Source organism: Azospirillum ramasamyi (genome assembly GCF_003233655.1).
GTDB classification, from domain to species: domain Bacteria; phylum Pseudomonadota; class Alphaproteobacteria; order Azospirillales; family Azospirillaceae; genus Azospirillum; species Azospirillum ramasamyi.
The window spans coordinates 1867139-1893862 of sequence record NZ_CP029829.1; the positions used below are offsets into that span (position 1 = coordinate 1867139).

Below are 26724 nucleotides of genomic sequence, written 5' to 3' on the forward strand. Positions count from 1 at the left end.
GACGTCATGCTTCCGCTTGCAGACAAACTACGCGATGCGGGGGCATCCATGTATTACGCGGAGCTCAGCGGCCCGAACGGCAAACCGTCGGTGCTGTCCACGGCTGTGCAGAACGGCTCGTCAAAGACGGCCGGCACGGCGAAGGACGCGCTGGCCAAATCGGACGCGAAATCGGTCGATGGCGACAAGGCGGAGAAGAAGAGCCAGTCGCCGGCCTATACCATCAGCCAGTCGATGGAATCGCTGCTGGACAGCATGACCGGCAAGGGCGGCGCCCAGGGGGCGGGGGGAGGCAGCGCCCTGGCTGCCGGCAACAGCGGCCTCGACCGTGCCCGCCAGGCTCAGTCGCTGATGCAGTCGGCGCTGGATCATGGCAACGATCTGGCCGGCATGTTCGGCAAGGGCATCGACGCTCTGAAGCAGGGGCTGGGCGACACGCTGAGCGCGCTGGGCGTTCCGAAGAACCGCATCGACGATGCGGTCAACGGCTTCGGCGACAAGCTGAAATCCAAGCTGGGCGGCATGGACCTCAGCCAGATGTCGGTGGACATGCAGGCCACCCAGTCGCAATGGTCGATCGAATCCCACGGGATCGAACTGGAGATCCAGGACGGCGACCGCAGCGTCCGCATCTCCTTCGCCAAATCGACTCTGGACTTCCGCCGCGACGACCAGCGGCTCCAGGCCTCGCTCGGCAAGGGCGGCGACATGGCGCTGAGCGCGACCGGCATGACCACCACGGCCACCGGCAAGTCCACCGGCATGATCATCCGCTCCGAAGGCTTCAGCGAGGACGAGATCAAGGACATCCTCGGCAAGCTGAACGACATGGCCTCCAAGGCCGGCGGCGACGGGATGAAGGGGCTGGCGGTGTTGAAGCCGACCACCTCCAAGAACGGCGTCACCCACCTGACGCTCGACCTGTCCGCCCCGGTGGACGGGCTGTCCGGCGGCAAGGACGGCGCGGCGGTGAAGGAAGCGGCTGCGGCCTCGTCGTCGGGCTCGGCCGCGAAGCCGCAGAGCGTCGACCTGACCGCCTGAGGCACATTTTCCCGCAACCAACTTGTCACAGCGCCGGCCCGGAACCGACCGGACCGGCGCTTGCCCATGCGGGACGGCTTCATTAAAAGCGGACTGGCGCCGGCCGGACAGCCGTGCCTCACCCGTTCCCGGAACCATCCCCGGACAGAAGTCATGACCGACCGCGACACGCTGCTGGCCCTCAACCAGGCCTTCTACCGCGCCTTCACGAACCGCGACGCCGCCGCGATGGAAGCGCTGTGGGCGGAGACGCTGCCCGTGTCCTGCATCCATCCCGGCTGGACCGCCCTGTTCGGCCGCGACGCCGTGCTGACCAGCTGGCGCGACGTTCTGCGCGCTCCCACCGGCATCACCGTCGAGGCGCGGAACGAGCGCGTCACCCTGCATGGCAACACCGCCCTGGTGGTCTGCGAGGAGACGCTGGGCGGTGCCGTGCTGGCCGCCACCAACCTGTTCGCGCGGGAAAACGGCAGCTGGCGCCTTGCCCACCATCAGGCCGGTCCGATCGCCGACGCCCGCGCCGACGTGGAGATCCCCGCCAAGGCGCCGCGCCACCTGCATTGAGAACGGCTCGACTTACGGCAAGCTCGCCACCTCCGGCCGGGCTTCCAGACGGCGGACGAGGTCGATCACGACCCGGTCGGCGATGACCTGATCGGGATCGCTGTTGGTCAGCGCCACCACCCCCCAGCGATGCGCCTTCGAAAAGGCGATGTAGGCGTTGAAGCCGCCGGTGGAGCCGGAATGCCAATGGATCGGCGTTCCATCCCCCGCCCAGGCGACGAACCAGCCCAGCGCCATCGCCCCTGCTCCCAGGCTTCCCGGATCGGCGAGTGTCCGGCCATCGACCTGCACCGTCTGCGCCAGCGCCAGGGTTGCCGACGCCGCGGAGGCGCAACCCTGTCCGTCCGCTCCGGCGGCGCGGCCGGGACAGTCGCCCAGATTGGCGGACAGCCAGCGCAACATGTCGTCGGCGGAGGAATAAAGGCCGAAGGCCGGCAGCATCGCCGGCGCTTCCCAGTCCGGCACGACCCGGCCGCGGGCATGGCCGGCCGCCTTGCGCGCCCGCTGCTCCGCCGTCGGCTGCAGGGTGGTGTCGCGCAGGCCGAAGCGGTCGGTCACCACCCGCTTCAGGAGGGCTTCGAAGGATTGGCCGGCTGCGGCGGACAGCGCCTCCCCCAGCACCGCCATGCCGGCGTTGGAGTAGCTGAAACGCACGCCCGGCGGCACCGGCAGGTGATACCCCGACAGCCACAACCCGAGTTCGGCCCGCGACAGCGGCTTGTAGGGGTTGCGCGGATCCTCCAGCCGGTTCCAGGAAAAGCGTGGGGTTTCCGGCACGCTGGGCAGACCGGCCGTGTGGGTGGCAAGGTCGCGCAGGCGGATGCGCCCGCCGCCATGGTCCGGCAGAGGGGCGATCTGCACCGGACCGACGCGCCGCAGATGGCGGTCCAGCGGATCGTCGGGCGACAGCCGGCCCTCCCGCACCAGTTCCGCCATGATGGTGCCGGTGAAGGGCTTGGTGAGGGAGGCGATCTGGAACAGCGTCCGCCCATCCGCCGGTCCGCCGTCCGGTCGCCCGGCGTCGCCGCGCCCGACCACCAGCGTCCGGCCGTCGCGGATCACGCCGACCACCAGACTGCCCGCCCCGACCGGCGGCTGGCGCTCCTCCACCGCCTGGGTCACCAGTTCGACCAGCGGGTCGGCGCCCCGATTGCCGGATCGGTCAAGTCCGATGGCCCCGGTCGGGCCGAAGGGAACGCTCCACAGCAGCAGACATAAAACGCCCAGCAGCAGCCTGCGCCGCATCCCCGCCTCCGCCCCCGCTTCAGAATCGCAGGTTCGGAGAGTGGGAGGAGGTCCGGCGGGCGGACAGGGCCGCGAAGGGCGATCCGGCGAAAGACGGCGGCAGGGCGGTCGGGGGTACTCCCCGGCCGGCCGCGCCGTCTCAACCGGTCACTTCAGTTGGTCATTCGGTTTGACGGTCACTCGGTTGGAACCTCGGCCTTGGGCGGACGGCGGTCCTTGACGATGGACAGCGGCACGTCGTCGGCCGCGATCTCCAGGATCGGGTGGCCGTCCAGCAGCGACGGGCAGCGTTTCACCTGGGTGAAGGCCAGGAAGAAGTCGGCCTTGCGCCAATCCGGTTCGATCCCGTTGACCAGACGCAGCCAAGGCGGCAGTTCGAACCGCACCGCCAGCGTGTTGCCGCAGACGGTCAGGGTGTACTGCCGCGGCGGCGGGCGGCCGTCATTCTCACGCTCGACATATTCGATCAGTTCCTGCAGCGCCTCGTGCAGGGAATTGCCCCAGTAATCCAGCTCGAACTTGCCGTCGGCACCCCGTACGCCTCCGACGAACTGGTTGTAGTACACGTACTGGTTCGGATGCATGGCGCCCAGCTGCCACGCGTACACCACCGCGACCACGGTCATCGCAGCGGCGAAGCCCTGCCCCAGCGCCCGTCCGCCGCGCTGGCACAGCGTCCACAGCCGGTCGGCGGCAATGGCGGCCATCACCACGAAAGGCGGCACCAGGAACAGGAAATGGCGGATGCCGTTGTAGACCGACGGCCGCATCAGGATGAACAGCAGGATCGGCAGGAATCCTGCCAGCGCCAGCGGGGTGTAGCGCACCAGCGTGAAGGCTCCGGCCCGCCGCCAGCCGCCGCGGGCCAGCCAGACCCCGGCCAGCACCACCGCCGCAGCGGCGCCGATCACCACCGCTTCCGGCAGCTTCACCGCCAGATAGACGGGCAGGTACAGGGCGGGCGGGTCGTTGGAATGGACAAGCTCGCCCATGAACAGGGTCTGGATGTCGATGGGGAAATGCGAGACGACGCGCAGCGCCTCCAGGGGATTGCGCAACGGCCTCTGCACCACCCACGGCCAGAACACGGCCATGATCGCATAGGCGACGGGAATCGCCGGCCACAAGGACAGGAAGGCGCGCCGCGCATCGGCAAGCGCCCAGCGATGCCCCTCCTGCCGGGTCACCAACGCGAAATGCAGAGCCATGGCGACAGCGAGATAGAAACCGGCCAGCACCCCGCCGACGCGGATCGCCAGCGTCAGGCCCAGCACGAGCCCGAACTTCAGCACCGCGCTGCGGCTGGGCCGCGGCATCTGCTTGAGGATGCGGGTGGCGAAATAGAGCGTCCACACCATGCCGGCCGCGAACGGCACGTCCTTGGTGTTGTTGAACATCGCACCGTAATAGACGCCGGTCAGCGACAGCAGCGCCGCGGCGATGAAACCGGCGCGCGGCCCGGCCAGCAGCCGGGTGTACCGCCATGTCCCGGCAATGCCCAGCACGCCGACCAGCGCGCAGAGCAGATGCCGCGTCTCGTATTCCTCGAAGGGGGAAAAGGGCACGATGACGGCGGTGACGAGGTCGAACAGGCCGCCGTAATAGGCCAGATCCTTGAAATGGAAGGCGGAGCGGTCCTGGAAGAAGCTGGTGTAGTAGGACAGCAGCTTCTTGCCGTAGATGTGCTGCACCTCCTCGTCCGTGCTGATGCCGTAGCTGAGGAAGGTCAGGGCGGCGAGGATCAGCAGCCCCAGCAGCAGGGCGCGCGACAGCCCGTCCCACAGCGCCGCCTCGCTGCGGGGCAGCGCGAGGCCGGCGGCAGCGGCGGTGCCGGGGCCGGAGGATGGCGGGGCGGTTCCGGCGGGACGCCGGTCGGCAGGCACCCCGTCACCGGCGTCTTCGTCGCCGGTGCGCAGGCGGGTCTCGATGCTCATCGCTGCCGCTCCTGCCCAGCCGGGTTGTCGACCGGATCGAACCCGTGCCCGTGCTGATCGTCCGCCGTGGCGAAGCCGTGGGCGGAGCGCACGATGAACAGCGGCCTGCCCTTCACCTCGGCAAAGACGCGGCCCAGATAATCGCCGATGATGCCCAGCGTGATCAGCTGGATGCCGCCCAGGAACAGCACCGCGACCAGCAGCGATTCATAGCCGGGCACGTCGATGCCGTAGAACAGCGTGCGGACCAAGCGGATCAGGATATAGACGAAGGCCACGCCCGACACGGCCATGCCCACCAGGCTCCAGACCCGCAGGGGGAAGGTAGAGAAGGCGGTCAGTCCGTCGAAGGACAGGCGCAGCAGCTTGACGAAGCCCCATTTGGTGTCACCGCCGGCGCGCTCCCCCTGTTCATAGGGGATGGCGGCCTGACGGAAGCCGACCCAGGCGAAGATGCCCTTCATGAAGCGCGTGCGCTCCGGCATCCGGTTGATCACCTCGACCACGCGGCGGTCCATCAGGCGGAAATCGCCGACCTCGCGCGGAAGCTTGATCTCCGACAGATGGTCGAAAATCCAGTAGAACAGCTTGGCGAACAGCCGATGCTTCAGGCTCTGCCCGATCCGGGCGTGCCGCACGGCGACGACCACGTCGTACCCCTCGCGCCACTTGGCGATGAAGGCCGGCAGCAGTTCCGGCGGATGCTGGAGGTCGGCGTCCATCGGCACCACGGCGTCGCCGGTGGCGTGGCTGAGCCCGGCTGACAGCGCCAGTTCCTTGCCGAAATTGCGCGACAGGTCGACCACCTTCACCCTGGGGTTGCGGTCATGGACGTCCAGCAGCCGGTCGACGGTGTCGTCGCGGCTGCCGTCGTTGACGCAGACCACCTCCCAATCCATCTCCAGCCCGTCCAGCACCGGGGTGAGGCGGGCGAACAGGGCGTCGATGTTGGCTCCTTCGTTATAGAAGGGGATGACGACCGACAATCGTCCGCGCCGCGGGCGGCATAGGCGATCGGCGGATGGTTGGGCTTCGCCGGGACTTGCGCCCGGACGGCGTGCGGAAGCGGTGCCGGCATCCGAAGAGGCCGCGGAAATGGGCGCGTCGGGAATGGACATGGCCAGCCGTCGGATCAAAGCGTCAGAGACCGGGAGAGTATGGGATCGGCGCCGACCCCGGACGGCCGCTGCGCCCTTTGTCATATACCACGATACCAGGGTTGTTCAAAATGCCTCTCCTGTGACCGCCGCGGCATAAAAAATCGCCTTTCCGCCCGGGAAAGCGCCCGCGGGACGGCGGCCCGCGTCCCCTCGCACCGGGCAAACATGCATGGCGTCCGTTTATTCCACGCCCCCGTCCGTTGCTTTCCCCTGCGTCAGCCTGACCCTTTCCGCTGCCGGAATATGCGGTACGGCCATACCGGGGCATGTGGCACGCTTCCTGAAACAGGTCGTGGAGGCTGACCTTTTCCGGTCGCCCTGACCAAGCGTTGAGCAGCGACCCTGTGCTGACGGAGGCCTCGACCATGAGCCTTTTCAATCGCTTTTCCGTGGGTTCCAAGATCACAGCGGCCAGCGCCGGCATCCTGGTGTTCCTGGTGCTGATCGGCGGCATCGGCGTGGCGGCCCTGTCCATGCCGGCGGTGCGGTGGAGACCTACCGGCGGCTCGGCCAGCAGACCAACGAGGCCGGGCGAATCCAGGCCCTGATGCTGGAGATGCGCCAGCAATCCACCCGCTTCCTGCTGACCGGCGATCCGGAGGTCGGCGGCGCCGTCCGCAGCCTTGCCGACGAGGCGGCGCAGACCATCGACAAGGCCCGCAGCCTGTTCGCCGACCCGGCCCTGCTGCAGACCGTCGACCACATGGCGCAGGAGATCGCCCGGTACCGGGAAGCCTTCGCCGCGACGATGGAGCTGCAGGCCCAGCGCAGTCAGGCCATTGCCGAACTGGACGAGATCGGCCCCCGGCTGGAAGGCGCGCTGGACAGCATCATGGACAGCGCCGGCGCCGCCGGCGACACCGACGCCGCCTATCTGGCGGGCATGGCCCTGCGCCACATGCTGTCGGCCCGCATTTCGGCCACGCGCTACAACATCGACGGCTCCCCTGCGCTGGCCAGCCAGACCCGCTCGCAGTTCACCGACGCCGCCAGCCGCGGCGGGGCGATGATGGCGAAGCTGACCGACCTGGACCGCCGCAAGATGGCGATGTCCTACACCGCGATGCTGCGCGTCTACACCACCGGCTTCAATGCCGTGGTCAAGGCGACGACCGAGCGCGACCGGCTGGTGGCCGAGGTGCTGACCCCCGTCGGCGACTCCGTTGCCGCCCAGGCGGAGCAACTGACCGTCGCCAGCATCGGCCATCAGAAGCAGCTGGGCGAGGAGACCGGCGCCCTCATCACCAGGGCGCTGACCGTGATGATCGCCGCCTCTCTGGTCGCGGTGGTCCTGGGGCTGGTGACCGCGCTGCTGATCGGCCGCGGACTGTCGCGCCCGGTGGTGGCGATCACCGACCGGATGACCCGGCTGGCCGGCGGCGACCGCGGGGTCGACATCCCCGGCCTGGACCGCGCCGACGAGATCGGCGGCATGGCCAAGGCTCTGCAGGTCTTCAAGGAAAGCCTGGTCGAGAGCGATCGTCTGGCCGAGGCCCAACGGGCCGACCATGAGGCGCAGCGCAATCGCGGCGAGCGGATCGACCGTCTGACCCAGGAGTTCGACCGGCTGGTCCTCGCGGCGCTGGGCCGGGTGTCGGCGGCGGCGACGCAGCTTCAGGCGACGGCCCAGACCATGTCCGCCACCGCCGAGCAGACCACCCGGCAGGCCGACGCGGTCGCCAGCGCCTCTCTCGACGCGACCGGCAACGTCGAGACGGTGGCCGACGCGACCGAGGAGCTGACCGCCTCCATCGCCGAGATCGGCCGGCAGGTGGCCGAGAGCACCCGCATCGCCGGGCAGGCGGTCGCCACCGCCGAGAAGACCGACGGCACCGTCCGGGGGCTGGTCGATGCCGCCCAGCGCATCGGCGAGGTGGTGCAGCTGATCACCGACATCGCCAGCCAGACCAATCTGCTCGCGCTGAACGCCACCATCGAGGCGGCACGGGCGGGGGAGGCCGGCAAGGGCTTCGCCGTGGTGGCGCAGGAGGTGAAGAGCCTCGCCAACCAGACCGCCAAGGCGACGGAGGAGATCGGCAGCCAGATCGCCGGCATCCAGGAGATCAGCCGGCAGGCCGCCGGCGCCATCGCCGAGATCGGCCGGGTCATCGCCGAGATCAACCACATCTCCACCACCATCGCCGCCGCGGTGGAGGAGCAGGGTGCGGCCACCAAGGAGATCAGCCGCAACGTCCAGCAGGCCGCGCGCGGCACCCAGCAGGTGTCCGGCAACATCGCCGGCGTATCGGAGGCCGCGGCATCCACCGGCGGCGCCTCGCGCGAGGTGCTGACCGCCGCCGACGGGCTGAACCGTGAGGCGGCCGACCTGCGCGGCTTCGTGTCGCGCTTCCTGGCCGATATGCGGGCCGCGTAAGAAACGGCACCGAACTTCAGCACGGCCGTGACAGTTGTGGCGCCGGCACGACCCGAACAGACCGGGTCTTGCCGGCGCCCTTCTACTGCCGGGCAGCCCTGCTCTATTGCCCGGCTACATTCCCCTTGCGCCGGGACGCCCCCTTGGGCACATAGGCGCCATGATCCTGACCCCCATCGCCATCGACGACATGCCGAAGGCCATCGCGGCCTTCGACGCCCATCTGGAAGGCCATGCCCAGGCGCGGGCCGCCTTCCGCCGGATCGCCGCGACCTGGCCCGTTCGGCCGGAGGACGAGCCGGGCGGCGGCGTCGACACGCCGGCCCACCGGGCCGAGGCGGTGCGGCTGGCCCATGCCCACGGCATCGACACGCTGGACGAGCCGCCCAGCCGCTCCTTCATGTGGGACGGCAAGGTGATCCGCACCGATGTCGAGGCGACGGTGATCGTGCATGAGGTGGCGCATTGGCTGTGCGCGGCGCCGGAGCGGCGGACGCTGATCGATTACGGCCTTGGCCCGGGCCCCGAGACCACCGCCCGCAAGGAGGCCCGCGCCGACAAGCGCTTGTGCTTCGAGGACTGCATGCATGAGGAACAGCAGACTTCGCTGCTGGGAGTGCTGTGGGAGGTGGAGTTGGGCCAGCCGGGGATCCTGGCCTTCCTGGAACAGAACTGGATGGAGCATTGGGAGCGGCCGAGCACCGCCGCCTTCTTCATCCGCCACGCCGAGGAACTGTTCGCCCGCGGCCTGATCGACGCCGACGGCCGCCCGACGACGGCACGGGACTGGGCGGATGCGCGCAAGGGCGTGCTGGTGGGCTAAGCCTAGGCTTACGATTGCCCCCACCTGTCCTCTCCCGCTTCGCAGGGGAGGGACTGCCGTCGAATGCCGACAAAGCTCCGATCCCTCCCCCGCCCAGCTCTCGCACAAAGCTCTGCTTTGTGCTGACGCGGCAGGCGAACCGTAGGTCCGCTGAGGTGGGGGTCCAACTCCGCAAGAACCCACCACCCTTGCGACCCCGCCATCACGCCGCGGTGATGCGGGTGATGAAGGCTTCGATCTCGTGGTCCAGACGGTTGAAGCTGCGCGACAGTTCTTCCGTCGTGTTCTGGACCGAACCGGCGGATTGGCCGGTGGTTTCGGCCGCCTGCTGGACCAGACGCATTTCCTGCATCACCGCCATGGTGTCGACGGCGGCGCGCTGGGACCGGGCGCTGATGTCGCGGGTGGCAGCGTCCTGCTCCTCCACCGCGGCGGCGACGGTGCCGAGCGATTCGTCGACCTGACGGATGGTGCCGACGATGGCGCGGATGGCGCCGACCGCCGCATGGGTCGCCGCCTGGACCGCGGCGATTTCAGCGCCGATCTCTTCCGTCGCCTTGGCGGTCTGGTTGGCGAGGCTCTTCACCTCCTGCGCCACCACGGCGAAGCCCTTCCCCGCCTCGCCGGCGCGTGCCGCCTCGATGGTGGCGTTCAGCGCGAGCAGATTGGTCTGGCCGGCGATCGACTGGATCAGGCCGACGACCTCCTCGATCTTGCGGCTGGCCTCGCTCAGCCCCTGGACGATGCTGTCGGTGCGGCCGGCCTCCTCCACCGCGCCGCGGGCGAGCTGCGCCGACTGGCTGATGGAGCGGGTGATCTCGTCGATGGAGGCGCGGAGCTGCTCGGCGCCGGCCGCCACGCTCTCGACCTCGCTGGTCGCCTCCTGCACGGAATGGGCGACGCTGTCGCTGTGGTGGCTGGTCTGCTTGGCGTTGTCGAGCATCGAGCTGGCTTCGTTGCGCACCGAGGTGGCGGAGCGCACCAGTTCGCCCATCATCGACTTGACCGACGCCTCCAGGTCGTTGGCGAGCGCCGACATCGCCTGACGCCGTTCCTGGTCGTTGCGGATGCGCATCGCCTCCTGCTCGCGCGACAGTTCCTGCACCCGCATGGCGTTCTCCTTGAACACCTGGACGGTGCGGGCCATCTGGCCGATCTCGTCGCCGCGGTCCGCGGCGGGAATGTCGGCCTCCAGGTTGCCGCGCGCCAGCCGTTCCATCACGTCGGTCAGGCGCACGATGGGCCGGGCGATGTTCAAGCCGATGAACAGGGCCACGCCGACCGTCACCAGCAACGCGCCGCCCGCCACCAGCATGAAGGCCTGTGTCGTGTTGTCGACCGACGCGTTGACCTGGGTGTAGGCGTCCGTGGAGACCTTGCGCTTGTAGGTCAGATAGTCGCGGCTGGTCGCATGCAGGCGGGTGTAGGCCGACTGCACCTCCTGCAGGAAGTCCAGCGGATCGACGCCCATCTTCAGCAGGTCGAGGAAACTCCCCACCTTTGCAAGATAGGTCGCGGCGTCGCTGCCGAACCGCTCGAAATACTTCGCTTCCTCGTCGGTTTCGGCGGTTGCGCCCTTCAATGCTTCCGACTGGCCCTTCAGCTTTTCGAGCTGGCCGCTGAGGGCCTTCATCTCCTCATCCACCGCCTTGGGCGAGGCGTTCGCGTTGCTGAGGATCACGGTCCGGTACATGCCGGCGTGGGCCACCGTCAAGGTGTCGGTCAGCCCCTGGATCTCCGCCTCCCGTGTGAAGGAGCGGTTGAACAGGGTGTCGAGCAGCGTCGACTGCTGGGTGATCGCCGACCAGCCGAGCAGCGCGATCACCAGCATGCCGATGATCGCCGTCGTCGCCGGAATGGCCATCTTGACGGGGATGTGGAAGTTGTTGAGGAGGGTCATGGGGCACCTGCGTCGGCCGCCGGTTCGGGGCGCGAACCATCCGGCATGGCATTGGGGCGAAGGAGCGGAGGGCGGCCGCGCGGCGCGGGCGGCGCCATCGGCACCACCCTGCGCTCCGCCATCGCCGCACCGCTCTGCGATACGTGGTTGGAACGAGATCCCTGTCCGGGTCGGCATCCGGGGCGGCCGTCCCGCCGGCACGGTCGCCACCGCGCCATCTCATCCCGAAAATCTTTTTCAATGATTAACGGCGCACTTTTTGCCTGAATATTTGATCTGTCGCAATCGGCTTCAAATTTTCCGACATATTCCTGCATGCATATCTGGATCATACTATAATATGCGCAACTGGACGGCATTCTTCTCTTTCCCAAGGCGGACCCGGCCGGACGCCGCCACAATCACGGCAATTTCTCCTTTTCCGTGTTTTCACATATCATTATACAGCCTTGAAGCAAGCAATATGCTTCACTCTTCATACCATTAGAGGCTAACAGGAAACAAATCTCTCATCAATGGTGCGGCCATCAGCCATACCGTCGCATGCGACAGGCATGAGCGCATCGTCCTCCGCCAGCCGGACGGCAGGAGGCTTCAAGTAGAGTTCAGAACTTTCCAAATATATGCCGAACGACGACGGCATCGGCGCGGACCGCTAGCCCGCGGCGGACACCATGAAGGCGATCGAAATCGACACCGGCGACAACAGGGTGGAGATCAGCAGAGACATCGACACCACGTCCCGCCCGGCGTTGTAGCGTTCGGCGAAGACATAGGCGTTGATGCCGATGGGCAGGGCCGCGGCGGTCACGGCGGGGGCGACCCAAAGCGGCGGCAGGTCGAAGACATGGATGGCCAGCAGCCAGGTCAGCAGCGGATGCAGCCCCGTCTTCAGCAGCGCCACGACCGTCGCCGGCAGCACCGCACCAGAGGCCGGGCTGAGGGCCAGCGAGGCGCCCAAGGTGAAGCAGGCACAGGGAAGCACCGTCTGGGCCAGCATGGTGAAGCTCTTCATCACCATGGGCGGAATCGGCAGATGGATCAGGTTGGCCGCCAGCCCGAGGATGACCGACACCACCAGCGGGCTGGTCAGCGTCGCCTTGGCCGCTCCCAGCGTCGCCTGCACCGGACGCCCCGACCGGCCGCCGCGCGCCGACCGCTGGGTCTCCGCCAGCATGGTGGCCGAGGTGAACAGCAAGGGCGACTGGAAGACGATCAGCAGCATCACCGGCACCGCCACCGTCGGCCCGTAGGCCTCCATGATGATGGGCGAGCCGAGAAGCGCGATGTTGGAAAAGGAACCGGCAAGGCCGATGGGTGCGATCTGCTCCCGCCGGCCCGCCATCCGCATCCACAGCCCGCCCACCAGGAATACCGCCACCGCCGCGATGTAGAAGGATCCCAGCACCGCCCATTCCAGAGGGTCGGGGATGTCGGCACGCACCATGTTGGAGAACAGCAGCGCCGGCAGCGCATAGATGCCGAGGAAGCGGGAAAGCCCCTGAACCATCGCATTGCTGAACCCGCGGTAGCGTGCCGCCCAGTAGCCGAGGGCGATCAGGCCGAACATCGGCAGAACGATCTGGAAAATCAACGACATGGACGCGGCACCGTATGGGCGGGGTCGGCCGGGCGGGCCGACGGAGCGGGGCTTTCCTTACACCGATCCGCTCATTCGGCGGGAACGATCTCCAGCGGCGGGACGCCCAGCACATCCACCAGGGTTGCGCCGGCCTCGATCTGCTCGGTCCACTTGCGTTCGCGCTCCAGCAGGGCGAGGCTCTGGGTCAGGGCGGCGTCGGCGAAGGCCAGCGGCACGACCACCACGCCGTCCTCGTCCCCCAGGATCAGGTCGCCGGGGTTGACCGGCACGCCGCCGATGGCCGCCGTGACGTCCATCTTGCCGCCGAAATTCTTGTGCGGGCCACGGGCGACGGCGCCCTTGGCGAACACCGGCAGGCCGAGTCCGCGGATTTCGTGCAGGTCGCGGACGGAGCCGTCGACCACCAGCCCGCCCAGCGCCCGGCGCTTGCAGCAGCGCACCACCCATTCGCCGGCCAAGGCGACGTCGTCCAGACCGCCGCCGGCCACGACGACGACGTCGCCCGGATCGGCCAGGCTGACGGCATGATGAACCATGCTGTTGTCGCCGGGCATGGTGACGACGGTGCGGGCCTGACCGCAGATGCGCATGCCCGGCACCATCGGCTTGATCCGCGAATCCATGCTCTGGCAGCGGTTCAGCGCATCGGAGGCGACGCTGCTGGGCACCGACGACCATTTGGCGAGAGCGTCGGCCGACAGCCGGCGATAGTCGACGAGATAGCGTTGCATGGCCATGGCGGGGTCCTTTCTTCGGTCTGGTCTTCGGGTCGGAATCGGGTTCGGAGAGGGGTGTGGGGGCGGTGACGGTTTCCGCGCCGGTCTTTCCCGAAGCCGGCCGACCTGATGAGGCCAACCCGATAAGGCGGACCCGTCCGCCATGCGGCCGGACGACCGGCAGCGGCGAACGGATCGAGCGATCCGGGCGTCCTTATGCGGGAATGTCCTGGGACTTCAACGCGCTTTTCCGCAAATTATCAGCGAGCGGCACAACCCCCAGAGATTTGGACGCCATTTATATAGATTTTGAAGTGTACCCGCATAAGCCGTCATACGCAAGGAGGTTGGCAATCTGCAAATATGTCATAGGGAATTTGATCCCGCATTGCGGGTTTAATGCAAGCATTACGCGCCCTAAGCGTGAAATTGTGGGGAAATCACCGACCCGGCTTCGGCATTCCGCAACTGTCGGAGCAGGCTGCGGGCATTAGATGAATCCGGCGAAGCGCGCCCCTCACGAGGCGGTGAACCGCCTACAATTGTATGATGCCGAGGGTTCGTCTTGGCACAATCTCTGGATAGGCCATCAGCCCGCGCAGACGGACCGGCTCCGCCAGGCGCCAAGGCCGGAGGAAAAGGCGGAGGGACCACGGCGCAGGGGCGGTTGGGGCGGAGATGACCGGACGGCAGACGCGGGAGCCAAAATGCGAAAGGCCGGCACCCGAAGGTCCGGCCTTTTGAGATCGCATGCTCCGGCAGGAAGGCCGGAGAAAACTGGAGCGGGCGAAGGGATTCGAACCCTCGACCCCAACCTTGGCAAGGTTGTGCTCTACCCCTGAGCTACGCCCGCGCTCCGCACCGTCATCCGGCAGCTTGTTTCTGCCGTCCGGCGGTGTGCGGCGGACTATACTCATCGCCCGACGCAATGCAAGCGCCTTGTTTCAGATTTCTTCACCGGCTGGACGATTTTCCGCGCGCCCGCTACAAGGGCTGTCATGGACACCGCATCGACTCCCCTTCCGGATCAGGCGGCGCCGCTGCCGACCTCGCCGGACCAACTGCTGGCGCGGCTCGACGCGCTCGGCATCCAGGCGACCACGCACAGCCACCCGCCGCTGCACACGGTGGAGGAAAGCAAGGCCCTGCGCGGTGCCCTGCCCGGCGGCCATTGCAAGAACCTGTTCCTCAAGGACAAGAAGGACCAGCATTGGCTGGTGGTGGCGCTGGAGGATGCGCGGGTCGACCTGAACCGGCTGGACAAGGCGATCGGGTCGGCGCGGCTGTCCTTCGCCTCGGCCGACCGGCTGTGGCGCATCCTCGGCATCCGGCCGGGATCGGTCACGCCCTTCGCCCTGGTCAACGACACCGACCGCAAGGTGCGCGTGGTCCTGCAGAAGGCGATGATGGAGCATGACCTGCTGAACTACCACCCGCTGCTGAACGACCGCACCACGGCTATCCGGCGCGACGACCTGCTGCGCTTCATCCGCGCCTGCGGGCACGAACCGGCGATTGTCGATTTCGGCCGCGCGGAGGATTGACCGGCCGAACGGCGGTTTCCACGCAATGCTTGCTTGAGCCGCCTTGCGCGCTCACATATGTCGGCAACGATCACGATCCGGGCCGGCAACGGCCGGATCGGCAACTCCATGGCCCACCGGGATGTCCTACTGGGCCAGGCATCACCAACGGGACCGAAACACGCCATGTTCTCCATGCCCCCCGCCAACGGGTCCAAGCCCGCCGCTCCTGCCGCCGGTGCCGCCTCCGCCGCCGACGTCGTCAAGGACAGCAGCGACCGCGCCTTCATGGCCGACGTGATCGAGGCCTCGCGCGACGTTCCGGTGATCGTCGATTTCTGGGCGCCCTGGTGCGGCCCCTGCAAGCAGCTGGGCCCGATCATCGAGAAGGTGGTTCGCGCCGCCAGGGGCGCGGTGCGCCTGGTGAAGATCGACACCGACGCCAACCCGATGATCGCCTCGCAGCTGCGCGTGCAGTCGATCCCGGCGGTCTACGCCTTCTTCCAGGGCCGCCCGGTCGACGGCTTCATGGGCGCCCTGCCCGAATCGCAGGTGAAGGCCTTCGTCGACAAGCTGGTTGCGCTGGCCAAGCAGGCCGGCGTCGGCGGCGGTGCCGACGATATGCTGGAAGAGGCCTTCGCCCAGGCCAAGGAGATGATGGAGGGCGGCGACCTGCAGGGCGCGCTCGACCTCTACAGCCAGATCATGCAGGCGGAGCCGGAGAACGCCCAGGCCTATGCCGGCATCGTCCGCTGCCTGATCGCCGCCGGCGACCTGGAGAACGCCAAGCAGATGCTGGCCCAGGCGCCGGAAGCCATCGCCAAGGACAAGGAGCTGGCCAACGTCCGCGCCTCCCTCGACGTGGCCGAGCAGGCCGCCAACGCCGGCCCGATCCCGGAACTGATGGAAAAGGTCGCCCGCGACCCGAACGACCACGCCTCGCGCTTCGACCTCGCCATGGCCCTGTTCGCCGCCGGCAAGCGCGAGGCCGCGGTGGACGAGCTGCTGGAGATCTTCAAGCGCGACCGGACCTGGAACGATGACGGCGCCCGCAAGCAGCTGGTCAAGTTCTTCGAGGCGTTCGGCCAGACCGACCCGCTGACGGTGAAGACCCGCCGCCGTCTGTCGACCATGATGTTCAGCTGACGCTTTTCCGGACGCGGGACGGCTGTTCCGACGGCGAAGGGGCTCTATCTCATTGGCATGACCAGGAACCCTACCAGAAACCCCTTCGATCCGGATTTCAGCCGGCTGCCGGGAATGATGCCCATCTTCCCGCTGGCCGGCGTTCTGCTGCTGCCGCGGGCCAGGTTGCCGCTGAACATCTTCGAGCCGCGCTACCTCGCCATGGTCGAAGACGCGCTGGGCAGCGGCCGGATGATCGGCATGGTGCAGCCGCTCGACCCCGCCGGGCGGGAGCGCGAGCCGGCGGTCTATCACTGCGGCTGTGCCGGCCGCATCACCAGCTTCGCCGAGACCGACGACGGCCGCTTCCTCATCACATTGACCGGCGTCGCCCGTTTCGAAATCGGACGGGAGGTGGAGGGCGCGCATGGCTACCGCCGGGTCGTTCCCGACTGGCGCCCCTTCCGCGCCGATCTGGACCCCGAGTCCTGCGGCGATATCGACCGCAACCGGCTGCTCGGCGCGCTGAAGAGCTATTTCCGCGTCCAGGGCCTGTCGGTCGACTGGAAGTCCATCGAATCGACGCTGGACGAGCGGCTGGTCAACTCGCTCGCCATGATCTGCCCATTCACGCCCGGCGAGAAACAGGCGCTGCTGGAGGCCCCGACCCTGGCGGAGCGTGGGAAGCTCTTGATCGGGCTGGTCGAGATGGCCATTCTCGACAGCCATGACGGGGACGGTCCGCCGCCCAAGCATTGATCCTTATCCTTGAACACTGCGAGACACGACATGGCGACGCCCGAGGACAAGAGCAGCGAATCGAAACCCAGCGCGCGAGTCGACCCGAAGCTGCTGGAAATCCTGGTCTGTCCGCTGACCAAGGGCCCCCTGCGCTACGACGCCGAACGCGGCGAGCTGGTCAGCGAGCGCGCCGGACTGGCATACCCGATTCGCGACGGCATCCCGATCATGCTGATCGACGAGGCCCGCAGCCTGGACAAGGCGGGGGCGTCGCGATGAGCGGCGGTGACTTCGGCACGGTCCACTGGCCGACCGAGATCCGTCTGAAGAAGGAGGAGAAGCGGCTGGAGGTCGATTTCGACGACGGCCGGACCTTCTCCTACCCGGCGGAGTTCCTGCGCGTGGTCAGCCCCTCGGCCGAGGTGCAGGGCCACAACCCCAGCCAGAAGCAGACCGTCGCCGGCCGCCGCCATGTCGGCATCATGCGGCTGGAGCCGGTCGGCAACTATGCCGTCCGCATCGTCTTCGACGACCTGCACGACAGCGGCATCTACAGCTGGAAATACCTCTACGAGATCGGCGCCGGGCAGGAAGCCCTGTGGACCGAGTATCTTGAAGAGTTGCAGGCGAAGGGCCTGAGCCGGGATCCCCGGCGGTAACGCATCGGATCGTCCCTCCCCCCTCGCGGGAGAGGGACGCTTTCCTCACTTCCAGATCGGCTTCCCGCTTCCGGGCAGGCCGTACAGGTCCCATTTCCGGCTGACCTTCTCCACGACCTCGTCGGTCATGTACAGCTTCTCCCCCCATTCGCGCTTGGTCTCCGGCGGCCATTTGTTGGTGGCGTCCAGGCCGACCTTGCCGCCGAGGCCCGATTCCGGGCTGGCGAAGTCGAGATAGTCGATCGGCGTGCCCTCGATCACCGTGATGTCGCGGGCCGGGTCCATGCGGGTGGAGATCGCCCACATCACGTCCTTCCAGTTCCGCGCGTCGATGTCGTCGTCCACGACGATCACCCATTTCGTGTACATGAACTGGCGCAGGAACGACCAGACGCCCATCATCACGCGCTTGGCGTGGCCGGGATAGGCCTTCTTCATGCTGACCACCGCGATGCGGTAGGAGCAGCCCTCCGGCGGCAGCCAGAAATCGACGATCTCCGGGAATTGCTGGACCAGCAGCGGGATGAACACCTCGTTCAGCGCCTCGCCCAGCACCGACGGCTCGTCGGGCGGGCGGCCGGTGAAGGTGGACAGGTAGATCGGCTTGCGCCGCATCGTCATGGCGGTGACGGTGAAGACCGGGAAGGGCTCGACCGAATTGTAATAGCCGGTGTGGTCGCCGTAGGGCCCCTCGTCGGCATAGTCGTCCAGGCTGACATGGCCTTCCAGGACGATTTCCGCCTGGGCCGGCACCTTCAGCGGCACCGTCTTGCACTCCACCAGCTCCACCTTCTTGCCGCGCAGCAGGCCGGCGAACTGGTACTCGGACAGGGTGTCGGGCACCGGCGTCACCGCCGCCAGGATGGTGCCGGGATCGGCCCCCAGCACGACGGCGCAGGGCAGCGGCTCGCGCTTTCCACTGGCCGCCCAGCGGTGATGGTGCTGCGCGCCGCCGCGGTGCTTCAGCCAGCGCATGATGGTCTTGTTCTTCCCCAGCACCTGCATGCGGTAGATGCCGAGGTTGAAGTCGTCCTCGCGCTTGCCGGTCGGTCCCTTGGTCACCACCAGCGGCCAGGTGATGAGCGGCGCCGGCTCCCCCGGCCAGCAGCCCTGCACCGGCAGGCGGCCGAGGTCGATGTCGTCGCCGGTCAGCACCACCTCCTGGCAGGGCGCGGAGCCGACCGTCTTCGGCTTCATCGACAGCACGGTCTTGGCGAGCGGGATCAGTTCCAGCGCCTCGCGGAAGCCGCCCGGCGGCTCCGGCTGCTTGAGGAAGGCCAGCGTCTCGCCGACGGCGCGCAGCTGGTGCGGCTCGCGGTCCATGCCCCAGGCGACCCGCTCCACCGTGCCGAACAGGTTGACCAGCACCGGCATCTCGGAGCGCGTGCCGTCGGCCTTGATGACGTTCTCGAACAGCACCGCCGGGCCGTTCTCGGCCAGCAGGCGGGTCTGGATCTCGGTCATCTCCAGCACGGTGGACACCGGCTCCTTCACCACCACCAGCCGCCCCGTCTTCTCCAGCCGGTCGATGAAGTCACGCAACGAGGTGTAGGGCATCGCAGGGTGTCCAGTGTGTGGGTGGTGCGTTCGAAACGGACGATAACCTTCAACTCGGCGGCCGGTCCGTCAAGTGCGGTTGCGGTCGATTCAAAAACAAAACCCCTCCCCCACCCCCGGCGGACCAAGGGTCCGGGCGGGGGCGGGAAAGGGGCTTCGTCACAGGTCACGAACCGGGGTGCGAGGCCCGGTGCGGGATCAGTACATGTGCTGGCCGCCGTTGACCGACAGGGTCGAGCCGGTCATGAAGCCATTGTCGTCGTCGACAAGGTACAGGACGGCCTTGGCGATCTCCGACGCGCGGCCGAGACGGCCGACCGGGATGCGGGCGACGATCTTCTCCAGCACGTTGGCCGGCACCGCGCGCACCATGTCAGTGTCGATGTAGCCGGGGGCGATGGCGTTGACGGTGATGCCCTTGGCCGCGCTCTCCTGCGCCAGCGCCTTGGTGAAGCCGTGGATGCCCGACTTGGCGGCGGCGTAGTTGACCTGGCCGTACTGGCCGGCCTGGCCGTTGACGGAGCCGATGTTGACGATGCGGCCGAAACCGCGCTCGCGCATGCCGTCGATCACGTTGCGGCACATGTTGAAGCAGGAGGACAGGTTGGTGTGGATCACCTTTTCCCACTGCTCGTAGGTCATGCGGTGCATCACGCCGTCACGGGTGATGCCGGCGTTGTTGACGAGCACGTCGACCGGGCCGAGGTCGGACTCGATCGCGGCGATGCCCTTCTTGCAGGCGTCGAAATCCGCGACGTCGAACTTGTAGGTCGGGATGCCGGTGCGGGCGGTGAACTCCTCGGCCGCCTGATCGTTGCCGGCATAGTTGGCGGCGACCTTGTAACCGGCATCCTTCAGGGCGACGGCAACCGCCTCGCCAATGCCGCGGGTGCCGCCGGTGACGACTGCAACACGAGCCATAGTTCTTCTCCCCAGATCTAGTGATGGTTGGTTGGTTTCTTTGGTTTTTATTTTTGGGTATGGGACATCCTCCGCAGGTCCGGCGGATGTCCCAAGCCTTAAGCGAAGCGGGCCGCTTCCGTGCTGGAAAGCGGCCCGTCCGGTATCAGTCGCGCTGGACGCAGAGGGCGATGCCCATGCCGCCGCCGATGCACAGGGTGGCGAGGCCCTTCTTCGCGTCACGCTTCTGCATCTCGAACAGCAGCGTGGTCAGCACGCGGGCGCCGGAAGCGCCGACCGGGTGGCCGAGCGCGATGGCGCCGCCATTGACGTTGACCTTGCTGGTGTCCCAACCGAGGTCCTTGTTGACCGACAGCGCCTGGGCGGCGAAGGCCTCGTTCGCCTCGATCAGGTCGAGGTCGTCGATGGTCCAGCCGGCCTTTTCCAGGGCCTTGCGCGAGGCCGGGATCGGGCCGGTGCCCATGATCGCCGGATCGACGCCGGCGGTCGCCCAGGAGACGATGCGGGCCAGCGGGGTGACGCCGCGCCGGGCCGCGTTCTCCGCCGACATCAGAACCAGGGCCGCGGCGCCGTCATTGATGCCCGACGCGTTGCCGGCGGTCACCGTGCCGTCCTTCGAGAAGGCCGGGCGCAGCTTGGCCAGCGATTCGGCGGTGGTGCCGTGCTTGGGGTACTCGTCGTCCGACACGACGACGTCGCCCTTGCGGCCCTTGATGGTGACCGGAACGATCTCGTCCTTGAAGCGGCCGGCCTTCTGGGCGGCCTCGGCCTTCTGCTGGCTGGCCGCGGCGAAGGCGTCCTGCTCCTCGCGGGTCAGCTGCCACTTCTGGGCGATGTTCTCGGCGGTGTTGCCCATGTGATAGCCATGGAAGGCGTCGGTCAGGCCGTCGCGCAGCATGGTGTCGAGCAGCTCGGCGGCGCCCATCTTGGTGCCGTTGCGCATGTGCATGACGTGCGGCGCCAGGCTCATGTTCTCCTGGCCGCCGACGACCATGACGTCGGCGTCGCCGTTCTTGATCGCCTGATAGCCGAGGGCCACGGCGCGCAGGCCGGAACCGCAGAGCTGGTTGATGCCGATGGCGGTCGCCTCCACCGGGATGCCGGCGTTGACGGCGGCCTGGCGGGCCGGGTTCTGGCCCTGACCGGCGGTCAGGATCTGGCCCATGATGACCTCGTTCACTTCCGCCGCGTCCGTCTTGGCGCGGGCCAGCGCTTCGCGGATCGCGACCTCGCCCAGAACGTGGGCGGGAACGGCGCTGAGAGCACCGTTGAAGCTGCCGATGGGCGTGCGCGCGGCACCGGCGATGACGACTTCGGTCATTGAACGCTCCTCGAAATAGGACAGTTTTATTATAGCGCTGGTGGGACGCTCGGAGTGGTTGTTACCTTAAGTCGAGCAATGTGACGGGTGCAAGCTGGCTGAAAGTCGCGGCGCTAACCTGTCGCAGCAAGCCATTCGGCCAGAGGATTCCACACTCCGGTCTCGGCACCTGCACTTACTACCATTCCGATATGGCCAAGCGGCGGGCGCAGAATGTGGGCGTCGGGGATCGCGGCGGGCAGCGCCAGGGCGGAAGCGGGCGGGACGATGCGGTCGCGCTCCGGTATCAGGGCCAGGGTGGGCACGCGGATGGAGGCCGGGTCGACCGGCAGCCCCGCGACCATCCAGGCGCCGGCCAGCGTGTCGTTGCGTCCGTACCAGCCCGCCAGCGCATCGCGCGCCACCCCGGCCACCAGCGGCACCCCGTCGTTCAGCCAATCCTCCAGCGCGACGAAGGCGGCGGCTGCGCGGGAGTCCGGCGCCATGCGGGCGAAGCTGCTGAACTTCTTCAACGCCAGCAGCGGGTCGAGCTGGGCGAACAGGGCCTGCAGCGCGTCCGTCGGCAATTCGCCCCAGCGCTCCAGCGCCGGCCCCCAGGGCTGGATGAAGGCCGCCACCCGGCGCGCCGTGGCCGCATCCTCCGCATGGAAATCCCAGGGCGTGGCCATCAGCCCCAGCCCGGCGAGCGAGCGTGGCCGGCGTTGCGCCAGCGCTGCGGCGAGCAGCCCGCCCATGCAGTATCCCACCACCGGGACCGGTCGCCCCACCGCCTCCACCACCACGTCCAGCGCGCGTTCCAGCCGGCCGGCGATGTAGTCGGTCAGGGTGAAGCGGCGCTCCAGCGGCCCCGGCCTGCCCCAGTCCAGCAGCAGCGGCCGGAAGCCGCGCGCCGCCAGCCAGCGCATCAGGCTCTTGTCCCGCGACAGGTCGAGGATGTAGGCGCGGTTGACCAGCGACGGCACGAACAGCACCGGGCGCCCGCCGGGCTCCCCCCCGTAATCGAGCAGGCGCGATCCGCCTTCGCTCCAGACCACCGGCGGGTCGGGCAGATCGCGGACATAGGGGTGGCGGCGGTAGCGCTCGATCCCGGTCAGGACCGCATCGATGCGGCGGCGGATCTCGCGGTCAACCTCCCGGCCCAGCCGGTCCTCGGCGCTTGGCCCCGCGCCGCCCCGCAGCCGGTCGGCCTGCGACATTTCGTCCCTCAGCGCCGCCGCCCGCTCCCTCAGCGCCGGTTTCCAGGGCAGCGAGCCGTTCCTCAAGAGCGGCAATGCGGCCGAGGAGCTGAGCAAGCTGCCCAGCGCCGCCGTCAGATGCAGGCCCAGCGGGCGCGGCCCCATGCGAAGAGGCGTCCCGTCCGCCCGCTTCTCCTTTTCCCCCGTCCTGTCCTGTGGGCGCTCGCTCATCGAAGGGCCGTTCGTTCTGGGGAGAGACGTTGTGGGAGAACGGCGCCGGACGGGGATCCCAACCGCCGCCGGGCATGCCGCCCCCACCGAATCCGAACCCGGCAGGCCCGAAGGCGAAGGGCGCCACGGCCGCCATGCCCTGCCCCATCATCTGGAACATCCGGGCCATCATGTCGGCCGTCTCCGCGTCGGCGGCGCCCGCCGTCCACTGGTCCTGCCACAGATCCAGATAGCGACGCGCCAGCGATTCATAAGATGGCGGATCGGAGGACGGCGGATCGGGCGGAGGATGTGGTTGCGACGGGTCGGCCATGGCCGGATTATAAGGGCGGCGGGGCCGGATTGACCAGTGCGGCATGGCTTCCCACCTATCCTTTCGGGTTTCGTCGGAGGGTGTCCGGCCAGGTCTTGCCTCGCCGTCTGCGCGGCGTTTCCCACCGCAACCGCAGTGGTATGCCGCGGCGCAACGCTGGACAAATTGCTATCCCTTCGAGTAGTCCTAAGGACGGAACAATTTCCGCCGCAATGTCCCCGTATTCTGGAACAGGATGGTTCCGGAATATGTCCCTTCTTGAAAGAGTCCGCGATGGCCGACAAGGAAGACCAGAAGTCCGCTCCGATCACGATCAAGAAGTACGCCAACCGGCGGCTCTACAACACCGCCACCAGCAGCTATGTCACGCTGGACCATCTCTGCCAGATGGTGAAGGACGGGCTGGACTTCGTGGTCTATGACGCCAAGACGGGGGAGGACATCACCCGCTCCGTCCTGACCCAGATCATCGTGGAGGAGGAGAGCAAGGGCCAGAACCTGCTGCCCATCAGCTTCCTGCGCCAGCTGATCGGCTTCTACGGCGACAACATGCAGTCGGTCGTGCCGCGCTATCTGGAATATTCGATGCAGGCCTTCTCCCGCAATCAGGAGCAGATGCGCGACTATTTCCAGAACACGCTGGGCGGCATGTTCCCGTTCGGCCGCCTGGACGAGGTCAGCAAGCAGAACATGGCGATGTTCGAACGGGCCATGCGGATGTTCACGCCCTTCGGCGCCGCCGGCGCCCCGGACGACGTCGCCGGCCAGCGTCCGCCCGGACAGCCGGGGACCCCGGCGACGCCTCCGGCCACGGCCGCGGGCGGCGCCACCTTCGACGAATTGCAGAAGCAGATCGACGAATTGCAGAAGCAGATCGCCAGCATCGCCACGCCGCCCGGCAAGACGGACGCCAAATAACCGGCCGGAAAGGTTCCAGAGAAGGGTTGGCACGGAAGGCGGGGGCATACCCCGCCTTTTTCATTGCGCCGGCCGGATCGGGCGCGCAGGCTTGATACCGTGCATGGATCGGATCGCGTGAAACCGTACTTGATTTGAAGCGTGATTCCGATCGCCGAACTCCAGAGGGCACCTTCTCGTCCACGGTGCCGGTCCGGCGGCTCTGCCGCAGGGTCCGGCCCGTCCAACCGTCAGGAGGGAACCGACCATGACCACCGAACTGACCGTCTCGATCACCCTGGCCAGCGACGATCCGCGGGAGGTTTCCCGTTTCGAGGACATGCTGCGCGACTGGCTCAGCCATCAGCCGGGCGTGGCCGGGCTCGCCATCGCCGACCGCGGCAACGATCTGGCGACCGAGAACATCTGGCGCGCCGCCCGCAAGGCCACCTTCGGCCCGGCGCTGAAGAACCCCTTCGCGCCCTGACCGGCAGTTCCCGAAAAAGAGGTCAGCCCCTCAGCCCCTGAACAGGTGCGGGACCATCGCCCACTCCGGGCCGCCGCCAAGGCCAAGCCGCGGATCGGTCGATTCCCGCACCCCCATGCCCAGGCACTTGTCGCCGACGATCCAGGCATGCAGGACGGCGCGGCTATCCTCCTCGCGGAAGCAGGGCGGGGTTTCCAGCCATACGGCTCCATGGGCGGCGACATCCCCGCCGATCTCCGGTCCGTCGTCCGCGACCACCACGCCGTGATCCAGGACGCGGGTCGGCGCGCCGTCCAGCCCGTGGAAGGCCCGCACCGTCACCATCTCCGCCCCGGCGATGCCGCTGGGGTCCAGCGCGGCGCGGCACAGGTTGGGATGGCGCGGGTACAGGGACGACAGCACCGCCAGCAGGCCGTGGTTCGACCACAGCCAGCACCACAGCGGCGACAGGACGCTCATGCCGCTGCTGCGCAGCCGCTGCAGGAACCCGTCGTCGGCCAGCCCGTCCCAGGGATAGAGCTTCGCCAGCCAGGAGATCGCCTGCCCCTCGTCGTCGAGGAAGCGCCGGCCGTCCCAGGCGATGGAATGCAGCGGCAGCAGCCGCGTGTCGATGCCGGCCTCCGCCGCGGTGGCGGCCAGATAGACCAGTTCGCCCTCGCGCACCGGATCGGGGGTGGCGCAGGTCGCATGCATGCGTCCGCGGCCGGGCACCCCCGCCGCCATCTCCTCCCACCGCTCGACCAGCGCCTCGTGCAGGCCGTTGAACTGGTTGGCGTCGGAGGCCATCGCCTCGCGCCAGTTGCGCTGGATGATGGAGGCGGCGAACAGCCCCTCGCCGGTGTCGTAATTGCAGCCCAGCAGCTTGATGCTGTCGCGCCCGTCATAGGCCAGCGTCAGCCGCCCGGCCAGCCCCCCCGCCCGCTCGTTGCGCCGCCCGCCGGCCCAGTAATCGGTCCAGGACGCCTCCAGCATCCGCGCCAGATCGCCGCGGATGCCGAGCGCGGCGAACAGCTTGTGCTCCACCACATGGCGCACGGCGACGGCGATCATGCTGTGCAGTTCGTCCGCGACGCTTTCGATCAGATCGATCTGCGAGGAGGTGAACTCATAGACGGTGTCCTCCCGCCAGCCGGCCCCGGCCGACATGGCGCGCACACCATAGGGATATCTGCGGAGACCCGGGCGCCAATCGGCCCGCGGCTTCATCGTCGTCCTGCGCATGCCGGTTCCGATCTCCCGCCTATCAGGACCGGAAGGCCGGGCGGCATGCCGCGGCTGAGGTCCGGCGCATGGATGAGATGACGGGCGGCAGGCTGGTCAACTGTCCACTGGGCAACGCTCTACTCCGGGGGAGGCCAATCCGAGGAAGACGCGGATGCTCGCGACACAATCGCTGCGGCGCAAGCACGGCCTTGCGTATGTAGCCTGCCCCACCGCGGCGCGCCAGCGCGCATCCGCGATAGCCCCCGATCGGGCGGCCAGCCGAAACGGAATAGACCGCCGCGACACCGGGCCGCGGCGGTCCATCACCACAATTTTCGAATCCCGGCTTTCAAGATGGCGGCCGGAAAAGAGCGTTCAGGTCAAAGGCGCGCTCAGATCAGGCCCGCCGAGGGACGGTGGCCGAGCGAGCGCATCGCCCACAGCGCCAGACGGCCGCGCCGCGGCTTCATCACCGCCGCCGGCCGGATCGGCGCCGCAGCCGCAAGCGCGGGCACCAGGGCCGGCATGTCGTCCTGCGCGCTGCCGCCCAGGCGCCGGAGCCGGCGGGCGGCCAGGACGACGCGCAGCACCTCTTCTTCGGACAGGGCACGGCGGGCCCGGCCGGTGGCGAGGCTCGCCGCCTCGCACAGGGCCGCCTGTTCGGCCAAAAGCCCGGTCAGGCCCTTGGCAGCCGCCGTCAATGCAGCTTCATCGTAAAGGGCGAGGACAAGCGTCCTCAACCCGTGTTCCATCCGTGTGGACATGGCGGGCGCTCCGGAAAAACGGAATGGCGTGCGGATCGGTTGCCGGTGGTTCGGCAGCCGAGATTATCCGTGCGCGGCACCCGTTCGGCCATGCGCCCCAAGGAGGTAACACCCTGACTGCGGCTCCGTGATGCTGGAAAGCCACACTCGGCGTACCGAAAAACAACTGAAGATGTCGGGCAAATTCCGCCCCGACGGCGTGAAGAAATGGTGGAGCCAAGGAGGATCGAACTCCTGACCTCTACAATGCCATTGTAGCGCTCTCCCAGCTGAGCTATGGCCCCACTATACTTTTCTTCAACTGCACCAACACGAGGGGTGTTGGTGCGCTTGGAGGGAGTCGAACCCCCACGGCCTTTCAGCCACTAGGACCTGAACCTAGCGCGTCTACCAGTTCCGCCACAAGCGCATCCGCGTTTCTTGGGGTCACGCGGGGCGCTCTATGTA

General features: G+C 67.9%; 24 protein-coding genes and 3 tRNA genes. 12 read left to right on the forward strand and 15 right to left on the reverse strand.

Annotated elements, in window-relative coordinates; all coding sequences use genetic code 11:
- The first annotated feature begins 48 nt into the window (after positions 1 to 48).
- Together DM194_RS08710 and DM194_RS08715 are read left to right on the forward strand one after the other, a co-directional pair.
- On the forward strand, positions 49 to 1041 hold the full coding sequence (locus tag DM194_RS08710) for a hypothetical protein (RefSeq protein ID WP_111066956.1): 993 nt from the start codon (positions 49 to 51) through the stop codon (positions 1039 to 1041).
- 153 nt (positions 1042 to 1194) lie between these two features.
- Positions 1195 to 1605 carry a nuclear transport factor 2 family protein gene (locus DM194_RS08715; RefSeq protein ID WP_111066957.1) on the forward strand — a complete coding sequence of 137 codons (411 nt, stop codon included), beginning with the start codon at positions 1195 to 1197 and terminating at the stop codon, positions 1603 to 1605.
- A gap of 12 nt (positions 1606 to 1617) precedes the next feature.
- Here DM194_RS08715 and DM194_RS08720 read toward each other — a convergent pair whose 3' ends face one another.
- The 3 genes from DM194_RS08720 to DM194_RS08730 form a co-directional block, all read right to left on the reverse strand.
- Positions 1618 to 2850 carry a serine hydrolase domain-containing protein gene (locus DM194_RS08720; RefSeq protein ID WP_111066958.1) on the reverse strand — a complete coding sequence of 411 codons (1233 nt, stop codon included), beginning with the start codon at positions 2848 to 2850 and terminating at the stop codon, positions 1618 to 1620.
- 176 nt (positions 2851 to 3026) lie between these two features.
- A complete protein-coding gene (locus tag DM194_RS08725) occupies positions 3027 to 4784 on the reverse strand; it encodes a glycosyltransferase family 39 protein (protein ID WP_111066959.1) in 1758 nt (585 codons plus the stop codon).
- Positions 4781 to 5902: a glycosyltransferase family 2 protein gene (locus DM194_RS08730; RefSeq protein ID WP_111066960.1), complete on the reverse strand. Its 1122-nt coding sequence runs from the start codon at positions 5900 to 5902 to the stop codon at positions 4781 to 4783. Before DM194_RS08730 ends, DM194_RS08725 begins: the two co-directional genes overlap by 4 nt.
- A gap of 407 nt (positions 5903 to 6309) precedes the next feature.
- Here DM194_RS08730 and DM194_RS28640 point away from each other — a divergent pair, with 407 nt between their 5' ends.
- The 3 genes from DM194_RS28640 to DM194_RS08740 all read left to right on the forward strand — a co-directional run bounded on the left by DM194_RS28640 (position 6310) and on the right by DM194_RS08740 (position 9141).
- The gene (locus DM194_RS28640) at positions 6310 to 6492 is read left to right on the forward strand and encodes a hypothetical protein (RefSeq protein ID WP_246024154.1); all 183 of its coding nucleotides are present in this window, start codon (positions 6310 to 6312) and stop codon (positions 6490 to 6492) included.
- A complete protein-coding gene (locus tag DM194_RS08735) occupies positions 6432 to 8318 on the forward strand; it encodes a methyl-accepting chemotaxis protein (protein WP_246024155.1) in 1887 nt (628 codons plus the stop codon). The genes DM194_RS28640 and DM194_RS08735 overlap by 61 nt, the downstream gene beginning before the upstream one ends.
- A gap of 160 nt (positions 8319 to 8478) precedes the next feature.
- Positions 8479 to 9141, forward strand: a complete 663-nt coding sequence (locus DM194_RS08740; protein ID WP_111066961.1) for an elongation factor P hydroxylase — start codon at positions 8479 to 8481, stop codon at positions 9139 to 9141.
- Positions 9142 to 9343: 202 nt separating this feature from the next.
- Here DM194_RS08740 and DM194_RS08745 read toward each other — a convergent pair whose 3' ends face one another.
- The 4 genes from DM194_RS08745 to DM194_RS08760 all read right to left on the reverse strand — a co-directional run bounded on the left by DM194_RS08745 (position 9344) and on the right by DM194_RS08760 (position 14213).
- Positions 9344 to 11041 (reverse strand): methyl-accepting chemotaxis protein, encoded by a 1698-nt coding sequence (locus DM194_RS08745; RefSeq protein WP_111066962.1) that lies wholly within the window; start codon positions 11039 to 11041, stop codon positions 9344 to 9346.
- 655 nt (positions 11042 to 11696) lie between these two features.
- Positions 11697 to 12641, reverse strand: a complete 945-nt coding sequence (locus DM194_RS08750) for an AEC family transporter (RefSeq protein ID WP_111066963.1) — start codon at positions 12639 to 12641, stop codon at positions 11697 to 11699.
- Positions 12642 to 12712: 71 nt separating this feature from the next.
- Positions 12713 to 13381, reverse strand: coding sequence for an RraA family protein (locus DM194_RS08755; protein ID WP_111066964.1), 669 nt, complete (start codon positions 13379 to 13381; stop codon positions 12713 to 12715).
- Between the two features lie 757 nt (positions 13382 to 14138).
- Positions 14139 to 14213, reverse strand: a tRNA-Gly gene (locus tag DM194_RS08760).
- Between the two features lie 145 nt (positions 14214 to 14358).
- Between DM194_RS08760 and DM194_RS08765 the strand changes: the two genes are divergently transcribed.
- The 5 genes from DM194_RS08765 to DM194_RS08785 all read left to right on the forward strand — a co-directional run bounded on the left by DM194_RS08765 (position 14359) and on the right by DM194_RS08785 (position 17408).
- The gene (locus tag DM194_RS08765) at positions 14359 to 14904 is read left to right on the forward strand and encodes a prolyl-tRNA synthetase associated domain-containing protein (protein WP_111066965.1); all 546 of its coding nucleotides are present in this window, start codon (positions 14359 to 14361) and stop codon (positions 14902 to 14904) included.
- Positions 14905 to 15069: 165 nt separating this feature from the next.
- Complete coding sequence (locus tag DM194_RS08770; RefSeq protein WP_111066966.1) at positions 15070 to 16029, forward strand: thioredoxin family protein; 960 nt, start codon at positions 15070 to 15072, stop codon at positions 16027 to 16029.
- A 57-nt stretch (positions 16030 to 16086) separates the two neighbouring features.
- Positions 16087 to 16767: an LON peptidase substrate-binding domain-containing protein gene (locus tag DM194_RS08775; protein WP_176581378.1), complete on the forward strand. Its 681-nt coding sequence runs from the start codon at positions 16087 to 16089 to the stop codon at positions 16765 to 16767.
- A gap of 30 nt (positions 16768 to 16797) precedes the next feature.
- Positions 16798 to 17028, forward strand: coding sequence for a Trm112 family protein (locus tag DM194_RS08780; protein ID WP_111066967.1), 231 nt, complete (start codon positions 16798 to 16800; stop codon positions 17026 to 17028).
- Positions 17025 to 17408, forward strand: coding sequence for a gamma-butyrobetaine hydroxylase family protein (locus DM194_RS08785; protein ID WP_111066968.1), 384 nt, complete (start codon positions 17025 to 17027; stop codon positions 17406 to 17408). Before DM194_RS08780 ends, DM194_RS08785 begins: the two co-directional genes overlap by 4 nt.
- A 45-nt stretch (positions 17409 to 17453) precedes the next feature.
- Here the strand turns inward: DM194_RS08785 and DM194_RS08790 are convergent, their stop codons facing one another.
- The 4 genes from DM194_RS08790 to DM194_RS08805 form a co-directional block, all read right to left on the reverse strand.
- Entirely contained in the window at positions 17454 to 18965 is a 1512-nt protein-coding gene (locus tag DM194_RS08790) for a UbiD family decarboxylase (protein WP_111066969.1), read from the reverse strand.
- Positions 18966 to 19163: 198 nt separating this feature from the next.
- The gene (gene phbB / locus DM194_RS08795; RefSeq protein WP_111066970.1) at positions 19164 to 19886 is read right to left on the reverse strand and encodes an acetoacetyl-CoA reductase; all 723 of its coding nucleotides are present in this window, start codon (positions 19884 to 19886) and stop codon (positions 19164 to 19166) included.
- Positions 19887 to 20031: 145 nt separating this feature from the next.
- Positions 20032 to 21207 carry an acetyl-CoA C-acetyltransferase gene (locus DM194_RS08800; protein WP_111066971.1) on the reverse strand — a complete coding sequence of 392 codons (1176 nt, stop codon included), beginning with the start codon at positions 21205 to 21207 and terminating at the stop codon, positions 20032 to 20034.
- 113 nt (positions 21208 to 21320) lie between these two features.
- Positions 21321 to 22613, reverse strand: coding sequence for an alpha/beta fold hydrolase (locus DM194_RS08805; RefSeq protein ID WP_111066972.1), 1293 nt, complete (start codon positions 22611 to 22613; stop codon positions 21321 to 21323).
- Between the two features lie 586 nt (positions 22614 to 23199).
- On the opposite strand from DM194_RS08805, the gene phaR reads away from it, so the two are divergent.
- Entirely contained in the window at positions 23200 to 23844 is a 645-nt protein-coding gene (gene phaR, locus DM194_RS08810) for a polyhydroxyalkanoate synthesis repressor PhaR (RefSeq protein WP_111066973.1), read from the forward strand.
- A 247-nt stretch (positions 23845 to 24091) separates the two neighbouring features.
- Complete coding sequence (locus DM194_RS08815) at positions 24092 to 24310, forward strand: hypothetical protein (protein WP_111066974.1); 219 nt, start codon at positions 24092 to 24094, stop codon at positions 24308 to 24310.
- 30 nt (positions 24311 to 24340) lie between these two features.
- Here the strand turns inward: DM194_RS08815 and DM194_RS08820 are convergent, their stop codons facing one another.
- The 4 genes from DM194_RS08820 to DM194_RS08835 all read right to left on the reverse strand — a co-directional run bounded on the left by DM194_RS08820 (position 24341) and on the right by DM194_RS08835 (position 26686).
- Positions 24341 to 25531, reverse strand: coding sequence for a glutathionylspermidine synthase family protein (locus DM194_RS08820; RefSeq protein WP_111066975.1), 1191 nt, complete (start codon positions 25529 to 25531; stop codon positions 24341 to 24343).
- A 374-nt stretch (positions 25532 to 25905) separates the two neighbouring features.
- Positions 25906 to 26277, reverse strand: coding sequence for a hypothetical protein (locus DM194_RS08825; protein WP_111066976.1), 372 nt, complete (start codon positions 26275 to 26277; stop codon positions 25906 to 25908).
- A gap of 208 nt (positions 26278 to 26485) precedes the next feature.
- Positions 26486 to 26561 (reverse strand) — tRNA-Ala (locus DM194_RS08830).
- 38 nt (positions 26562 to 26599) lie between these two features.
- A tRNA-Leu gene (locus DM194_RS08835) sits at positions 26600 to 26686 on the reverse strand.
- Positions 26687 to 26724: the final 38 nt, after the last annotated feature.